Here is a 15898-nt window from a genome sequence, read left to right as displayed (position 1 = left end):
GGGTCACCGCCTACTTGCGGCCGACGACGAGAGCGTGACTGAAGCCGAGGTCGCGGTGCTCCTCGACCTGGCGGAAGCCCGCGTCGCGGACGGCCTGTGCCATGTCCCGCGCCGAGTACGTCATCCCCTCCCCGGAGGCGAGCGTCAGGAAGTACGGCGACACCAGCCCGGCGCTCATCGGCCCGGTGCCGTCGTCGCGGGAGACGAAGCTGTAGACCAGGCAGACTCCGCCCTCCGGCAGCGCCTCCCAGCACCGCCGTAGCAGCTCGGTGTTGCGCTCCAGCGACCAGATTTCGAAGATGTGCAGGTAGCAGATCGCGTCGGCGTCGGTCGGCAGCGGGTCGGTGAGCAGGTCCGCCGGTTGGAAGGCCACCCGCGACGCGACGTCGGGATCGTCCACCCGTTCGGCGGCCAGGGTGGTGACCGTCGGCTGGTCGAAGACGGTGACCCGCAGGTCCGGATACCGCTTGGCGATCGCGACGGCATTCGTGCCGTCGCCGCCGCCGAGGTCGACGACGTGGCGCAGGCCGGAGAAGTCGTAGAGCCCGAGCAACTGCTCCAGCGCCTTGGCCGAGGCGTCACCCATGTTCGCGTAGAACACCTGCTGGAGTTCGGGGTACGCGGTCAGCCGCTGGTACAGCGTGTCGCCGGGTGAGTCGAAGTGACGCAACCCCACGTTGCGGTTCTCCCGTACGGCGTCGGCGAGATCACCCATGGCGGGATTGATGACCCGGGCCTGGATGTCGACAAGCGGGCCGAGGAACCGGTGCGAGTCGCGCAGCAGCTTGCGGCGGACCATCGGCGTGTTGACGTGCCGGCCCTCGTGCACCTCGACCAGCCCGAGGCTGCTCAACCCGAGCAGCAGCACGCGGGCGGCCTGCGGCTGGACGTCGAGCGCGGTGGCCACCTCGTCGACGGTCAGCCCGATCGCCGTTTTCTCCAGGCGCTCGAACAGCTCCAGTTCCAAGGCGGTCCGGAGCAGCTCGAAGGCCGTCGTGCCGTGCACGAGCAGCCGCACGTAGTCGGCCTGGGAAAGCGTGATCGTGTCGCTGGTTGGCATGGCGCTCATCGTGGTGGCGGGGCCGCGACGGGCGCACCTTCAAGAATGCGCGGCTGGCCGACCAGGCTTTCCGCAATATCGAAGGTGCCCACGGTGGAGGGCCAGCCGAGACTGACATGCGATTCATGTCTGCACTGCGACCAGAAGGAGCCCCGATGCGCGTCGCGTTCGTGGTCTGGCCCGCCCCGGCCCACCTCTATCCCGTCGTACCGCTGGCCTGGGCCCTGCGGTCGGCCGGGCACGAGGTGTACGTGGCCTCCCACCCCTCGATCGGCGACGCCGTCACCGGCCAGGGCCTCCCGTTCGCGCCGCTGTGTGCCCCGGACGCGATGCCGCATCCGCTGGGACCGGGCGGGGTCTGGGGGCGGGAGCGGGCGGACGTCGGCCAGATCACCGCGGCCCTGGACCTGCCGGTCCAGGACATCGGCACCTGGATGACCTTCAGCCAGTTCCTGCTTCCCACCATGTGGGACTTCATGCCGTACAAGGCGTCACCGGAGACGCCGATGCCGGCCATGGACGGCCTTGTCGAGTTCTTCCGCGGGTGGCGTCCCGACCTGGTGATCTGGGACCCGTGCATGCCGGGTGCGGCGGTGGCGGCCCGCGCGGTCGGTGCCCGGCAGGCCCGGTACACCGGCCCGGACCACGTCGGCTGGAGCATGGACACCTTCATCCGGCTCGCCGGCGACCTGGGCGCGTCGCGGGTGGACAACCCGCTGGTCGAGACGGTACGGCCGATGGCCGAGCGCTACGGCGTCGACGTCGACCGGGAGCTGCTGCTCGGCGAATGGACCATCAACCCGATGCCCTCGTCGATCAACATGCCGGTCGACACCCGGGTGCTGCCGGTGCAGTGGATCCCGCACGTCACCCAGGAGGCCATTCCGCCGTGGCTGTACCCGGTGCCGGAGCGGCCCCGGATCGCGGTCTCGCTCGGGGTGTCCACCCGCGCGTACATGGCCGCGGACTGGAGCCACGTCGGGTTGCTGCTCGACGCGCTCGGCGAACTCGACGTCGAGGTGGTCGCCACGCTCAACGACGTCCAGCTCGCCCAGGTGACCCGGGTGCCGGAGAACGTACGGCTGATCGACTACTTCCCGCTGGACCAGCTGATGCCCACCTGCTCGCTGCTGATCCACCACGGTGGTCTGGCCAGCATGGTCACCGCGGCGTACTCGCGGGTGCCGCAGCTGGTGGTCGACTTCCTCGACCTGCAGATCGGCGTGACCACCTCGGAGGACGGTGTGGTCACCGGCTCGCGGTACCCGCTGGCCCCGGTCACCGGCGGCTTCGTCACCGCGCACGGCGCCGGCGAGGTGCTCGACCTCAGCAAGCCCGGCGTGGACGTGATCCGTGACCAGGTGGCCCGGGTCGCCACCGAACCGGCGTTCCGCGAGGGCGCCGCCCGACTGCACGAGGAGCTGATGCTCTCGCCGACACCCGGCGGCATCGTACCGATGCTGGAGCAGTTCGCCGCCCGGCGGCGGTGACGCGATGTCGGAGGTGACGGTCGGGGTTCTCGGCCTCGGATACGTGGGCCAGTGCGTCGCGGCCACCCTTGCCGACCGCGGGATGCGCGTACGCGCCGTGGACATCGACGAGCAGGTGGTGGCGGAACTCAACGAGGGATACAGCCGCTTCGCCGAGACCGCGCTGCTCGACCGGGTGGCCCGGTCGGTGCAGTCCGGTCGCCTGACGGCGAGCGTACGGGCCGAGGACCTGACCGACACCGACGTGGTGCTCATCGCGGTGGGCACCCCGGTACGCCCCGACGGGACACTCGACGACACGCAGCTGCGCGGCGCCTGCACCACCCTCGGGCAGCACCTGCGGCCCGGGCAGCTGGTGCTGCTCAAGAGCACCGTGCCACCGGGCACGACACGCCGCCTGGTGCGTCCGCTGCTGGAAGCCGGTGGCCTGACGGCAGGTACGGACTTCGACCTGGCGATGACCCCGGAACGCCTGGCGGAGGGGAACGCGCTGGCCGACCTGGAGAGCATCCCGATGATCGTCGGTGGGCTGACTCCCCGGGCCACCCGCGCCGCCGCGACCTTCTGGCACGACGCTCTCGGTGTGCAGGTCATCGAGCAGGACTCGCCGGAGGCGGCCGAGATCGCCAAGCTGGCCGACAACTGGTGGATCGACCTCAACATCGCCCTCGCCAACGAGCTGGCTCGGTTCTGCGCGCTGTACGAGGTGGACGTGCTCGACGTCATCTCGGCGGCAAACACCCTGGCCAAGGGCGGTGGGACGGTCAACATCCTGCTGCCCAGCATCGGGGTGGGTGGCTCCTGCCTGACCAAGGACCCGTGGATGGTGCACCGGTCGGCCGCGGATCACGGGCTGGAACTGCGTACCCCGGCGGTGGGTCGGCAGGTCAACGCGGAGATGCCCGGCTGGACGGCACGGTTGCTCATCGACGAGCTGGCCGCCGCCGGCCGGCAGGTGGCCGGCGCCCGGATCGCCGTGCTGGGGCTGGCGTTCAAGAACGACACCGGTGACCTGCGGTCCACCCCGGTCCAGCCGCTGGTCGCGGAGCTGCAACGGGCCGGCGCCGAGGTGAGTCTCTACGATCCGCTGATCGACGAGGCCCGGATCAAGGAGACGTTCGGCGTCCGTCCGGCGAGCAGCCTCACCGAGGCGGTGCAGGACGCGGTCTGCGTGGCCGTCCTGGCCTACCACCGTCCGTTCCGGGACATCGACTTCGCGGCCCTGCCGGTCGCCCCGTCCTGTCTGGTCCTCGACGGTCGGGCCTACTTCCCTAAGGAGACCGTCGTGCGGCTGCGTGAACTCGGCTACCGATACCGCGGTGTGGGGCGATGAGCGGCGCCCGCGCGGTCGTCACCGGCGGCTGCGGGTTCCTCGGCAGTCACCTGGTGGAACGGCTGGTCGCCCAGGGTGACGAGGTGACCGTCTTCGACGCGGCGCCCCCGCCGCCGGAGCAACGGATCGCGCGTCAGCACAGCCGGCACGTCACCGGCGACGTCCGCGACCCCGAGGCGCTGGCCGCCGCGATCCGACCGGACGTCGACGTGGTCTACCACCTGGCCGCTGTCGTCGGCGTCGACCAGTACCTGTCCCGCCCGCTCGACGTCATCGACATCAACTTCACCGGCACCCGGCGTGTGCTGGAGCGGGCCGCCGAGGTCGGCGCGCGGGTGGTCGTCGCCAGCACCAGCGAGGTCTTCGGCCGCAATCCGGCGGTCCCCTGGGCCGAGGACGCCGAGCGGGTGCTGGGCCCGACGACCGCCGACCGTTGGACGTACTCGACGAGCAAGGCCCTGGCCGAGCACCTCACCTTCGCCTTCGTCCGCCAGCACGGCCTGGCCGCGACCGTGGTGCGGTACTTCAACGCGTACGGCCCCCGCCAGCGGCCGGCGTACGTGGTCAGCCGGACCGTGCACCGGGTGCTGAACGGACGTTCCCCGGTGCTCTACGACGGCGGTCGGCAGACCCGCTGCTTCACCTACGTCGACGACGCGGTGACCGGCACCCTCGCCGCCGCGGCGAGCGCCGACGCGGTGGGGGAGGCGTTCAACATCGGCAGCATGACGGAGACGACCATGGCCGAGGTGGTCGCGGTCATCCTCCGCCTCACCGCGAGCACCGTGCCGGTGACCGAGGTCGACACGGCGCAGCGGCTCGGCGCGGCGTACGAGGACCTGTCCCGGCGCATCCCGGACAACGCCAAGGCGCGCAAGGTGCTCAACTGGTCGTGCGACACGCCGCTGGAGGACGGCCTGCGTCAGCTGGTGGCCTGGGCCCGGGCGAACCCGGACTGGCTGGCCCTGCCCGACCAGGGCGCCTGATCGGACCGACGAAAAGGGGCCGGGCATCGTCGCCCGGCCCCTTCGTCGTGCGTCCTACTTGACGCCGCTGACCAGGTAGATCCGCGGCAGGATCGAGATGTTCGTGGGCGAGGCGTGCTCCGGCCACCGGCCGTAGTTGGCCGACGGGTTGCCCGGCTCGACCACCTCGACGCCGCTCCAGCCGGCCGACCCGAGGAAGGCGGGCAGGTCGTCCACCCCGAACTGCCAGGGGCTGTTGGCCTCTTCGAGCCGCTTGAGGAACTGCCGGGTGTACGGGAACTTGAAGATGCCGGTGCCGACCAGGTCGGCGGCGACACGGCTGCCCGGGGCGGACAGCTCGGCCGCGTCGCGCAGCACCTGCCGGGCACCCTCCTCGGGCAGGTAGAACAGCACCCCCTCGGCGAACCAGGTGGTCGGGCGGGAGGGGTCGTGACCGGCGGCGGCGAGCGCGCTGACCCAGTCGTCGCTGAGGTTCACCGGGATCGTCCGGCAGTCGACCCGCCGCTTCGCGCCCGACCCGGCGAGCCGGCTCTCCTTGTACGCCAGCACGGCCGGCTGGTCGATCTCGTAGAGGGTGACGCCCTCCGGCCAGTCCATCCGGTACGACCGGGTGTCCAGTCCGGCGCCCAGCCCCACGGCCTGCGAGCCGGGCGGCAGGTTGGCCAGCAGGTCGTCGAACCAGCGGGTGCGGATGGCCAGGTACGGGTTGCCGTCGTCGTTGGCGTGCGGGGTGTGGAAGTGGGTCAGCAGGGACCGCCCCTTGTCGCCGGCGAGCAGCTCCGCGTACGGGTCGTCGTACAGGCGGTCGGGGCGGCGGCTCTCCCGGGCCCGGTAGGCGGCCATCCACAGTGCGGTGTCGCCGACTCCGCCGAGGTCGTACGCCTGCTCAGACATGGTGCTCGTCATCGTGTGCTCTCCTGTCGGGTGATTGGGGATGGGGTCGGCGGCTGACGGGTCGCCGCCAGCACCTCCTGCCGGTCGACCTTGCCCATGCCGGTGCGCGGCATCCGCTCCAGCACGTGCAGGTGGTGCGGCACCTCGTAAGGCATCAGCGCACCGGCCCGGCAGTACGCCAACACCTCGTCGACGCCGGTGTCGGGGTTGAGGACGACGGCCGCCTGGATCTCCTGCTCGCCGTCGTCGCGTTCCATGCCGAAGACGAAGACGTCGCGGACCGCCCGGTGCTGGCCGAGCAACCGCTCGACCCGCTGCGGGCTGACCTTGCGACCGCCCACGTTGATGAAGGCGCCCTTGCGGCCGAGCACGGTGAGGAAACCGTCCGGGTCCAGCCGCACCATGTCACCGGTGTCGTAGTAGCCGTCCGGGGTCAGGTGTGGTGTGTCGCTGCCCGCGTAGCCCTCGAACAGGGCCGGCCCGCGGACCAGCAGCCGACCGGTCGTACCAGGCTCGGCGTGCGCCGGCTCCTGGTCCGTCGGGTCGGTGATCGCCTCGACGCGCAGGCTCACGCCGGGTGCCGCTCGGCCCACGCTGCCCGCCGGCCAGTCCTGCACCGCGTACGGCACGCAGGCGACCAGACCGGCCTCGGTGATGCCGTAGATCTGCCGCACCGGCACCCGCAGCGCGGCCCGGGCCTCGGCGTCGGCGGCGGCGTTCATCGGCCCTCCGGCGGAGAGCGCGATGCGCAGCCGGGGCGGCGCGGGCCGGGTCCGCAGCACCGGTGACAGCAGCCGGTACACCATGGGCATGCCGAGCAGCACCGAGGCGCCCTCGTCGAGACCGGCCAGCACCGACCGGATGCTGAACCGCGACAACGTCATGAGCGTCGCCCCGGCCAGCAACGCGCAGAGCGTCCCGGCCAGCCCGTACGAGTGCGGTAGCGGCACCGTCACCAGGACGATGTCGTCCGCGGTGACCTCGAACAGATCCCGGTACGCCACCGCGCCGGCCAGCACACCGGGCAGTGTCTGCCGGGCCGCCCGCGGCTCACCCGTCGAGCCGGAGGTCAGCTGGTAGATCCGGCTGGACCGGCTCGCGTGGGGACCGGCCGGGCCGGTGTCGGCCCGGTATTCGGTGTAGTGCCACCGGTACGCGAACTGGTCCCCGGCGGCGGTGAGGGCCGCCGGTGGGCCGATCAGCGTGTCCGCGCCGAGCAGGTGGACCGCGGAGCGTGGGTCGGCCAGGTGGGAGGTCTGCTCCTCCAACAGGACGATGTCCACGCCGGCCTCCAGGAGCCCGAGGAGGGTGGCGATCCCTGCCGCGGTGCCGTCGAGCACCAGCACCACAGGGGTCTCGGGCGCCTGCCACCCGGCACGTCGGGCCGCCGCCATGGCGTCCGCGGACAGCTGCGCCCAGGTCGTGTCGACCCAGGACCCGCGGGTGGTGGCGGTCCGCACGGCCACCGCGTCCGGTGCGTCGGCGCGGATGCGGCACAGGTCGCTGAGCATCGTGGGTCAGCTCGCGGAGGCGTACGCCGCTGCGGCGAGAGCCCGCGGCGTGGCCACCTCGAACACCTCCTCCAGCAGGCGCGCTTGAGTCTCCGGCGTGCCCAGCCGGTCGGCCCAGCCGTCCAGGCGGGCCAGACGCTGGAGCATCTCCACCGCGCGCAGCGAGTCGCCGCCGCTCTTGAAGAAGTCCTCGTCGGCGCCGAGTGGCTCGCGGACCAGTACCTCGCCCATCACGCGGCCGATCCGGGCGCTCAGTTCTGCCGGGTCGTTGTTCATGACTCGTCCCTTCGATGCGTGGTTGCCTTGGGGGTGCCACCAATCTGCCCTCCGCCGTGCGGCGAGGGAATCTTCAGACGTGCGCATCCCCACGTAACGCGGCGCGCAGGCCGGCGACCGCGAGGGTTTCGGCGCGGCGGCCCACCGGCACCAGGTCGCCGAGGCCGAACAGGCCGTGGAAGAGGCCTTCGACGAGGTGCGTCTCGACGGGCACACCGTGTTCGGCGAGCCGGACCGCGTACGCCTCACCCTCGTCGCGCAGCGGGTCGTGCTCGGCGAGCAGGACCAGGGCGGGCGGCAGTCCACCGAGGTCGGGGGCGCGCAGCGGCGACGCGTACGGGTGCTCCCCGTCGCTTGGGTGCCGCAGGTACCGGGCCACGTACCAGCGCATGTGCTCGGCGGTGAGCAGGGAGTGGGTGTCGTCCCGGGTGCGGGGTGCCAGGCAGTCGGTCACCGGGTAGACGAGCAGCTGGTACGCGATCCGGGGAAAGTCGAGGTCGCGGGCGCGCAGACAGGTCGCGGCGGCCAGGGCGCCGCCCGCGCTGTCACCGGCCACCGCGAGCCGGTCGGGGTCGCCACCCCACTGCGCCACCCGCCGCTGCACCCAGCAGGTGGCCGTGTAGGCGTCGTCCGGCGCGGCCGGGAACGGATGCTCCGGTGCCAGGCGGTAGTCCACCGACACCACAAGCATTTTCGCCCGGTCGGCCAACTGCCGGCACACCCCGTCGTGCGTGTCGAGACCGCAGAGCACCCAGCCGCCACCGTGCAGGTAGACCACCACCGGCAGCGGCCCCGTCGGCCCGGCCGGGCGATAGATCCGGACCGGGACGCCGTCCGCGGTCAGGTTCGTCACCTGGGCCATCTGGGGCCCACGGGGATAGCGGGCGCGGTCCTGGATCCGGCGTGCCTGATCCGGATCGGTCACCGTGGCGCCCAGGTCGGGATGGGTGGCGCGCATCCGGCGGAGGAACGCGGCCGTGTACGGATCGAGTGTCACCGAACACCTCCGCCGTCCACCGTGGCAGAACCGCAGCCGTGCGGACACTGCGCGGGCTGCGCATTCTCGGAGAACAAGAGCAACGCCGGGGCAGGCACAGTCGTCGGTAACGATCCCGGTGGCACCGCGCCGGGACCGGGTCTCCGACCGGAGGACACGATGCCAGCCGTACCAACCCGTTTCGTCCGCGCCGAGGACTTCGCCGCCGTCGCCCAGGCCGTGCTCCCCACCGACGTGTGGGACTACGTGGCCGGTGGGGCGGGGGACGAGCGCACCGTACGGGCCAACGAAGAGGCATTCCACCGGCTGACGCTGGTGCCCCGGATGCTGATCGACGTCGGCACCCGGACGCTTCACACCACGGCGCTCGGCGTGCCGCTCGCCGGTCCGATCGGTGTCGCGCCGACGTCGTACCACACCATGGCGCACCCCGACGGGGAGCTGGCGGTGGCCCGCGCCGCCGGAGCGGCCGGGCTGTTGAACATCGTGAGCGTCTTCTCCAGCACCACGCTGGAGGACGTGGCCAAGGCGGCCACCGGTCCGCTCTGGTTCCAGCTCTACTGCCTGCGCGACCGCGGCCTCACCCGCAGTCTGATCGAGCGCGCCGAGGCGGCCGGCTACCGGGCGATCGTGCTCGGCGTCGACCTTCCGGTGATCGGCTACCGCGACCGGGACATCCGCAACGCGTTCCGCCTCCCGCCGGGCGTACGACCGGTCAACCTGCCCGTCGGCACGGAGCAGGACCCGACCCTCGCCGACCTCAACGCCGTCCTGGTCGACCCGCGGCTGACCTGGCAGGACGTCGAGTGGATCCGCAGCGTCACCGATCTGCCGCTGGTGGTCAAGGGGATCGTCGCGCCCTCGGACGCCGAGCGTGCGGTGCAGCTCGGGGCGAGCGGAGTGCTGGTCTCCAACCACGGCGGGCGTCAGGTGGACGGCTCGGTCGCCACCATGACCGCGCTGCCCGACGTCCTGGACGTGGTGGGCGGATCGGCCGAGGTCTACCTCGACGGCGGGGTCCGGCGCGGCACCGACGTGCTCAAGGCGGTCGCGACAGGCGCCCGGGTGGTCTTCGCGGGCCGCCCGGTGCTGTGGGGTCTGGCCGTCGACGGCGAATCGGGCGTACGCGCCGTGCTCGACCTTTACCTGCGCGAACTCGATCTGGTCATGGCCACCTGCGGATGCCCGGACGTGGCGAGCATCGGCCCTCATCTACTGCGCAACCCCTGACGTCAACGGAGGTCTGGTGAACCCGTTCCTGGGCAACCCTGCTGAACCCCTTTACCACCGGATGTGGACGGAGCTGAACCGTCGGCAACCGGCCGAGACCGCGACCGAGAGCCCGCTGCTGGCCCTGGGCCGCAGCTCCGATGTGGACCCGCTGCTGCCGGAGCAGGTCGACGACGCCCGTCGGGTCCTGCTGGACCGGGCGGCACTGATCGATGACGGTCGCACCGAGCTGCGCGACGACGTCCTGGCCGGCCAGCGCCGCGTCGTCGAACGGTTCCTGCGCGGCCGGCGGGCCCGCTTCGGCGAGGAGCAGAGCCGGCCGCTGCCCGACATCGACGCCCTGATCCGAGAGGGCCGGGACATCTTCATCGTCATCAAGTTCATGGACGAGGCGCCGCACCTGGCCGCCACCATCGACTCGCTGCTGCACCAGGAGGGCATCGACCTGCACCGGCTGGTGGTGGTGATGGTCGACAACAACTCGTCGGACGGCTCGGACGCCATCGTGGCGAAGGCGATCGAGACCAACCCCGGTCCGGCCCGGCTGGTCAGCCTGCCCCAGCAGATGCCCGGTGCCGGCAACGCGGCCCGGTTGGGAGTGGACACCTGCATCGCCACCGTCTACGAGATGTGCCGGCGGGACCAGCGCTGGGAACGGTTGCAGACCGCCACGATCGCGGTGTCCGACGGGGACACCGTCTACCACCCGGACACCCTGCGGTCGATCGCGGCGATCTTCGACGACAGCCCGACCGTCGACGGCGTCATGCCGTTCCTGACCTACAAGTTCACCGCCGCGCTGCGGCTGTTCCGGCACTACCGGCCGGCGTTCGCCGAGCCGCTCCGGCTGCGCGCCGCCGGCCTGGACCCGTGCGCGGTGCCGGTCGACCTGGCCACCGTACGCGCCCACGCGGAACTGCCCCGGGGTAAGCGGCGGCGCACCGGCGACGCGATGACGGTGACGACGGCGGACGGGACGACGATCACCGTGCCGCTGGCCGGCGTCGACGAGCACGGTCGACGCTTCGGGGCGCTTGTCGACCCGTCCGGCCGGCGGGCCTACCTGTTCGAGGATCGGACGCTGGTGCTGGACCGGGCCCCGGTGAGCGGGTTCGACGCGGCGCTGGTCTTCCTGGAGAACGGCGGGGTGGACCGGGACGAGAAGTGGCGGTGGCACACCCTGATCGGGCACGACCTGTTCCTGTTCTGGGCGTTCGCCGGGATGGGTCTGCCGGAGACCATGGTCTTCCCGGACAGCAGCGACGCGCTCAAGACGTTCCGGGTCTGGAGCTTCGCCATCGGCGGTCAGCACCAGTTGCGCCGCCCGGGCCTGCGGATCGCGACCGGCAGCGACTACCAGTCCGGCCGGGTGCTGCAGGCGGTCGGTTGCTGCCTGCGACTGGGCCCCGCCGAGGTCTTCGCGGAGACGGAGACCGACCGGCTGATCAAGATGGTGCGCAACTTCTTCCACCGGCAGACGGTCTTCTACGGCGAGACCCGCAGCGCCGCGTTGGAACGAGCCACCGGCCTCTACCTGCACATGACCCGGATCCAGGGTGAGATCGAGGAGGAGATGCGGGCCTACCCGGACGTCATGTTCGAGCAGACCGCGTTCCCGGAGCGGGTGCTGTTCCCGCTGCGCTGGATGTTCCAGAACGCGATCCGGTTCTACGCCCACGGCCCGCAGCAGCGCGACATCGTGCGCGAGCGGGTGCTCCGGCGGATCTTCACCCCGGAGACGGTCGAGAGCATCGAGCGTGAGGTGCTCACCGAGGCGACCCTCACCGAGCTGGCCACGGCGGCGTTCAGCGACAAGCAGGTGGTGGCCGAGCAGGCCGCCGAGCGGATCATCGCGGCCCACTACCCGGAGATCATGGCGTTCTACGTGGCGACCCTGCGCGACTTCTGCGAGGCCGAGCAGGTCCGACCGGAGCACTACGAGTGGCTGCTCGACGGGCTGACCGAGTCGCGTAACGCGGTGGTGGAGCAGCCCCAGCCGGTGGACCCGGCCGACGTGTGGAGCGGCGCGGAGTTCGACATCGACGTGGCCCGCGGCCAGGTCGTCCGGATGCACCAGGCAGGTGGGACCGTGCCGGCCGAGGAGGGATCGCTGGCATGAGAGCGGACGTGACGGTGTGCGGCCTGGGTTACGTCGGGCTCGCGCTGGCCCAGCAGATGAGTACCAGCGGCATGGTGGTCATCGGTTACGACGTGGATCCGGTGGTGACGGCCGAGCTTGCCGCCGGCCGCTCGCACATCGACGACGTGCTGGACGACGACCTGACCGCGATGAGCATCGCGGGATTCACGGTCAGCAGCGACCCGGCCGCGCTCGGCGCGTCGGACGCGGTGGTGATCTGTGTCCCGACGCCGCTGGACGCCGAGGGCGCCCCCGACCTCGGGGCGGTACGGTCGGCGGCCGCCGCGGTGGGCGCCCGACTGCGTCCCGGCATGCTTGTGGTGCTGGAGTCGACCTCCTTCCCGGGCACCACCGACGAGGTGGTGCGGCCGATCCTGGAGCAGACCTCCGGCCTCACCGCGGGAGTCGATTTCCACCTGGCGTTCTCCCCGGAGCGGATCGACCCCGGCAACCGGGTCCGCACCATGGCCAAGACTCCGAAGGTGGTGGGTGGCTACACGCCCGGCTGCCGGACCCGGGCGATCGAGCTGTACGGCAGGTTCGTGGAGAAGGTGGTCCGGGCCCGGGGCACCCGCGAGGCCGAGATGGCCAAGCTGCTGGAGAACACGTACCGGCACGTCAACATCGCGCTGGTGAACGAGATGGCGATCTTCTGCCACCGGTTCGGCATCGACATCTGGGACGTGGTCGACTGCGCCGCCACCAAGCCGTTCGGCTTCGAGCCGTTCCGGCCGGGGCCGGGCGTGGGCGGCCACTGCATCCCGGTGGACCCGCACTACCTCGCGTTCAAGGCGCGCTCGGTGGGGCTGGAGAGCACGCTTATCGACGCGGCCGAACGGATCAACGCCGGCATGCCCGCGTACGTCGTCGAACGCTGCGCGGACCTGCTGCGCACGCACGGCGGCGAGTTGGCCGGGGCGCACGTGCTGCTGCTCGGGGTGACGTACAAACCGAACATCCGCGACGTGCGGATGTCGCCGGCGTACGACGTGGTGCGTGACCTGCGGGCGCGCGGCGCGCGGGTGAGTTACCACGATCCGTTCACCCCGCGCTTCACCGTCGACGGCGAGCCGGTGCCGGCGACCGCCGACCTGACGGCGGCGCTGCGTGCGGCGGATCTGAGCCTGCTGCTCCAGGACCACACCGCCCACCAGCCCGAGGTGCTGACGGCCCACGCCCGGCTGCTGTTCGACGCGCGTGGCGTGCTGGCCCACGCCGGGGACCCGCACGTCGAGGTGCTGTAGTGGCTGCCCCGGCCCCTTCTTCCAGGTTGCTCAGTGTCGTGGCTGTCCTTTACCCCGCCACCCGCCTCTGATTACGTGGTTTCGCTCCGGCATGCCCGCAAAGAGAGGACCGGCATGGCCACCTACGTCTTGCTCCACGGTGCGGGCTCAGACTCCTGGTTCTGGCACCGGGTGATCCCGCTGCTGCGCGCCCGCGGGCACGACGTGGTGGCCCCGGACCTGCCCTGCGACGACGACTCGGCCGGGCTCGACCGCTACGTGGACGTGGTCGTGGAGGCGATCGGCGAGCGTCGGGACCTGGTCGTGGTGGCACAGTCGCTGGCCGGCTTCGTCGGGCCGTTGGTGTGCGCCCGGCTGCCGGTCGACCTGCTGGTGCTGCTGAACGCGATGGTGCCGCGACCCGGCGAGTCCGCGGGACAGTGGTGGGCAGCCACCGGCGCCGACGCCGCCCGGCGCGCCCAGGACGTGCACGACGGCCGCGACCCCGACGCGCCGTTCGACCCGATCACCACCTTCCTGCACGACCTGCCACCGGATGTGCTGGAGGAGGCGCTGCGGCACCCACCGCGTGAGCAGTCCGACGGGTTGTTCGCCGATCCCTGGCCGCTGTCCGCCTGGCCGGACGTGCCCACCCGGTACCTGCTCTGCCGCGAGGACCGGTTCTTCCCCGCCGAGTTCCAGCGCCGTCTCGTCCGCGATCGCCTGGGGATCGTCCCCGACGAGATGGACGGCGGGCATCTCGCCGCCCTGAGTCGGCCGGACGAGGTCGTCGAGCGACTCGAAGCGGCCCGGGCCCCGCGCCCCACCGTCTCCCATCCGTAGGAGGACAGCGTGTCCGTCACCACCCGCAACCAGACCGAGCCACCCGGTGCGAGGGCCGAGGTCGGGACCGGCATCGAGGCGGTCGATCTGGTCAAGAGCTACGCCCCGCCGGCCGCCCGGGGTCGCGGCCGTAACGCCCCGCCGCCGGTGCCCGCCCTGCGCGGGGTCAGCTTCGCCGCCCCGCAGGGCACCATCCTGGGCCTGCTGGGTCCCAACGGCGCCGGCAAGACCACCGCGGTCAAGATCCTGACCACCCTCTCCACCCCGGACTCCGGCACCGCCCTGGTGGCCGGCATCGACGTCGCCAAGAACCCGACAGCGGTACGCCGGGTCATCGGCTACGTCCCCCAGAAGCCCAGCTTCGACCCGAACCTGACCGGCCGGGAGAACCTCATCCTCCAGGCGCGCATCTACGGCGCGAACCGCGCCGACGCGGGGCGGGACGCCGACGCGATCCTCGCCCGGTTCGGCCTGTCGGAGGCGGCCGGACGGATCACCCGCAAGTGGTCCGGGGGCATGCAGCGCAAGCTCGACGTGGCGATGGCGTTGATCCACTCGCCCAAGGTGCTCTTCCTCGACGAGCCGACCACCGGCCTCGACCCGGAGGCACGCAGCGAACTGTGGACGGCGATCGCCGACCTGACCCGCGCCGGTGACCTGACCGTTCTGCTCACCACCCACTATCTCGAAGAGGCCGACCGGCTCGCCGACCACCTGGTGATCGTGGATCGGGGCACGGTGGTGGCCAGCGGCTCGCCCGAGCAACTCAAGGACGGGCTGGCCGGCGACACCATCCACGCCGGAGTCGCCTCGCCCGACCTGGTCGAGTCGGCGCGGGCGGCGCTGCTGGGCGTCGACGGCATCGACGAGGTCACCGTGGACGGCACCGACCTGTACGCCCGTGCGGCCAGCGCCAGCCGGGTGCTGGCCGGCGTGGTCGCCGCGTTCGAGGCGGCCGGCGTACCGCTGGCGACCGTGACCGCCGCCCGGCCGTCGCTGGAACAGGTGTATCTGCACCACGCGGGCCGTTCGTACCGGTCCGCGCAGGAGGACCGGCGCGAGGAGGAGTCAGCCTGATGATCACGACGTTGCGCCACTCCAACTACCTGACCGGCCGCTCGATGCGGATCCTCGCTCGGCAGCCGGCATACCTGTTCTTCACGCTCATGCAGCCGATGGTGTGGCTGCTGCTGTTCAGTCAGCTCTTCAGCAGCGTCAGTGACATGCCGGGGTTCGGCGGCGGCTCCTACATCACCTTCCTGACGCCGGGCGTGATCGTGATGACCGCGATCATGTCGGCGAACTGGGCCGGGACGATGTTCATCGACGACATGAAGACCGGCGTGATGGACCGCAGCCTGACCTCGCCGGTGAGCCGGTCCGGCATGATCAACGGGGCGCTGTCGTACTGGGCGGTGGTCACCGTCGTGCAGGCGCTCATCGTGTTCGGGGTGAGCCTGCTGATCGGCGCCCGATTCGACGGCGGCGTGGTCGGCGTGCTGCTGGCCATCGTCTCGGCCACCCTGTTGGCGCTGATCTTCGCGGCGTTCTCCTGCGCGATGGCGCTTGTGGTGCGCTCCCAGGAGACCCTGATCGGCATGTCCATGTTCCTGGTGCTGCCGTTGACCTTCCTCTCCACCGTACTGATGGCGCCGGCCCTGCTGCCGGGGTGGATGCAGACGGTGGCGAAGTTCAACCCGGTGGACTGGGCGGTGACGGCCGCCCGGCAGGCGCTCGGCGCGGACCCGCAGTGGGGTGTCGTCTTCGGCCGCCTCGGTCTGCTGCTGCTCCTGCTCGTCGTGATGGCTCGGCTAGCTACCGGTGCGTTCCGCGCCTACCAGCGCGCGGTCTGATCCGCGCTCGTGCCGGATATCCCGGTCGCCGTGTCGGGCGCGACCGGGATATCCGGCTGCCT

The 15898-nt window shown here is 71.5% G+C and carries 14 protein-coding genes; 9 read left to right on the top strand and 5 right to left on the bottom strand.

What is annotated here, in order from left to right; genetic code table 11:
* Window positions 1–10: 10 nt before the first annotated feature.
* On the bottom strand, window positions 11–1060 hold the full coding sequence (locus tag VAB18032_RS19980) for a methyltransferase (protein WP_013734715.1): 1050 nt from the start codon (window positions 1058–1060) through the stop codon (window positions 11–13).
* 155 nt (window positions 1061–1215) lie between these two features.
* Here VAB18032_RS19980 and VAB18032_RS19975 point away from each other — a divergent pair, with 155 nt between their 5' ends.
* Genes VAB18032_RS19975 through VAB18032_RS19965 form a run of 3 tightly spaced genes read left to right on the top strand, consistent with a single transcriptional unit; the run spans window position 1216 to window position 4869 of the window.
* Window positions 1216–2550 (top strand): nucleotide disphospho-sugar-binding domain-containing protein, encoded by a 1335-nt coding sequence (locus tag VAB18032_RS19975; RefSeq protein WP_013734714.1) that lies wholly within the window; start codon window positions 1216–1218, stop codon window positions 2548–2550.
* 4 nt (window positions 2551–2554) lie between these two features.
* Window positions 2555–3883 carry a nucleotide sugar dehydrogenase gene (locus VAB18032_RS19970; protein WP_013734713.1) on the top strand — a complete coding sequence of 443 codons (1329 nt, stop codon included), beginning with the start codon at window positions 2555–2557 and terminating at the stop codon, window positions 3881–3883.
* On the top strand, window positions 3880–4869 hold the full coding sequence (locus tag VAB18032_RS19965; protein WP_013734712.1) for an NAD-dependent epimerase/dehydratase family protein: 990 nt from the start codon (window positions 3880–3882) through the stop codon (window positions 4867–4869). Before VAB18032_RS19970 ends, VAB18032_RS19965 begins: the two co-directional genes overlap by 4 nt.
* 54 nt (window positions 4870–4923) lie before the next feature.
* On the opposite strand, the gene VAB18032_RS32950 is transcribed toward VAB18032_RS19965, so the two are convergent.
* The 4 genes from VAB18032_RS32950 to VAB18032_RS19950 form a co-directional block, all read right to left on the bottom strand.
* Complete coding sequence (locus VAB18032_RS32950) at window positions 4924–5775, bottom strand: SAM-dependent methyltransferase (RefSeq protein WP_013734711.1); 852 nt, start codon at window positions 5773–5775, stop codon at window positions 4924–4926.
* Window positions 5772–7274, bottom strand: a complete 1503-nt coding sequence (locus VAB18032_RS32945) for a class I adenylate-forming enzyme family protein (protein WP_013734710.1) — start codon at window positions 7272–7274, stop codon at window positions 5772–5774. Before VAB18032_RS32945 ends, VAB18032_RS32950 begins: the two co-directional genes overlap by 4 nt.
* A 6-nt stretch (window positions 7275–7280) precedes the next feature.
* Window positions 7281–7550 (bottom strand): phosphopantetheine-binding protein, encoded by a 270-nt coding sequence (locus VAB18032_RS19955; protein ID WP_013734709.1) that lies wholly within the window; start codon window positions 7548–7550, stop codon window positions 7281–7283.
* 73 nt (window positions 7551–7623) lie between these two features.
* Window positions 7624–8547, bottom strand: coding sequence for an alpha/beta hydrolase (locus VAB18032_RS19950; RefSeq protein ID WP_013734708.1), 924 nt, complete (start codon window positions 8545–8547; stop codon window positions 7624–7626).
* Between the two features lie 159 nt (window positions 8548–8706).
* Between VAB18032_RS19950 and VAB18032_RS19945 the strand changes: the two genes are divergently transcribed.
* The 6 genes from VAB18032_RS19945 (at window position 8707) to VAB18032_RS19920 (ending at window position 15836) form a co-directional block, all read left to right on the top strand.
* Window positions 8707–9777 (top strand): alpha-hydroxy acid oxidase, encoded by a 1071-nt coding sequence (locus tag VAB18032_RS19945; protein ID WP_013734707.1) that lies wholly within the window; start codon window positions 8707–8709, stop codon window positions 9775–9777.
* Between the two features lie 16 nt (window positions 9778–9793).
* The gene (locus VAB18032_RS19940; protein ID WP_013734706.1) at window positions 9794–11896 is read left to right on the top strand and encodes a glycosyltransferase family 2 protein; all 2103 of its coding nucleotides are present in this window, start codon (window positions 9794–9796) and stop codon (window positions 11894–11896) included.
* Window positions 11893–13161, top strand: coding sequence for a nucleotide sugar dehydrogenase (locus tag VAB18032_RS19935; protein ID WP_043721370.1), 1269 nt, complete (start codon window positions 11893–11895; stop codon window positions 13159–13161). Before VAB18032_RS19940 ends, VAB18032_RS19935 begins: the two co-directional genes overlap by 4 nt.
* Window positions 13162–13275: 114 nt before the next feature.
* The gene (locus VAB18032_RS19930; protein WP_013734704.1) at window positions 13276–13983 is read left to right on the top strand and encodes an alpha/beta fold hydrolase; all 708 of its coding nucleotides are present in this window, start codon (window positions 13276–13278) and stop codon (window positions 13981–13983) included.
* A gap of 9 nt (window positions 13984–13992) precedes the next feature.
* Window positions 13993–15060 carry an ABC transporter ATP-binding protein gene (locus VAB18032_RS19925; RefSeq protein ID WP_013734703.1) on the top strand — a complete coding sequence of 356 codons (1068 nt, stop codon included), beginning with the start codon at window positions 13993–13995 and terminating at the stop codon, window positions 15058–15060.
* Complete coding sequence (locus VAB18032_RS19920; RefSeq protein WP_013734702.1) at window positions 15060–15836, top strand: ABC transporter permease; 777 nt, start codon at window positions 15060–15062, stop codon at window positions 15834–15836. The genes VAB18032_RS19925 and VAB18032_RS19920 overlap by 1 nt, the downstream gene beginning before the upstream one ends.
* The last annotated feature ends 62 nt before the right edge of the window (window positions 15837–15898 follow it).

The sequence above is a fragment of the Micromonospora maris AB-18-032 genome, assembly GCF_000204155.1.
GTDB classification, from domain to species: Bacteria; Actinomycetota; Actinomycetes; order Mycobacteriales; family Micromonosporaceae; genus Micromonospora; species Micromonospora gifhornensis.
Note: the sequence above shows the minus strand (reverse complement) of the source record. Positions and strands in the feature narration are given on the sequence as shown.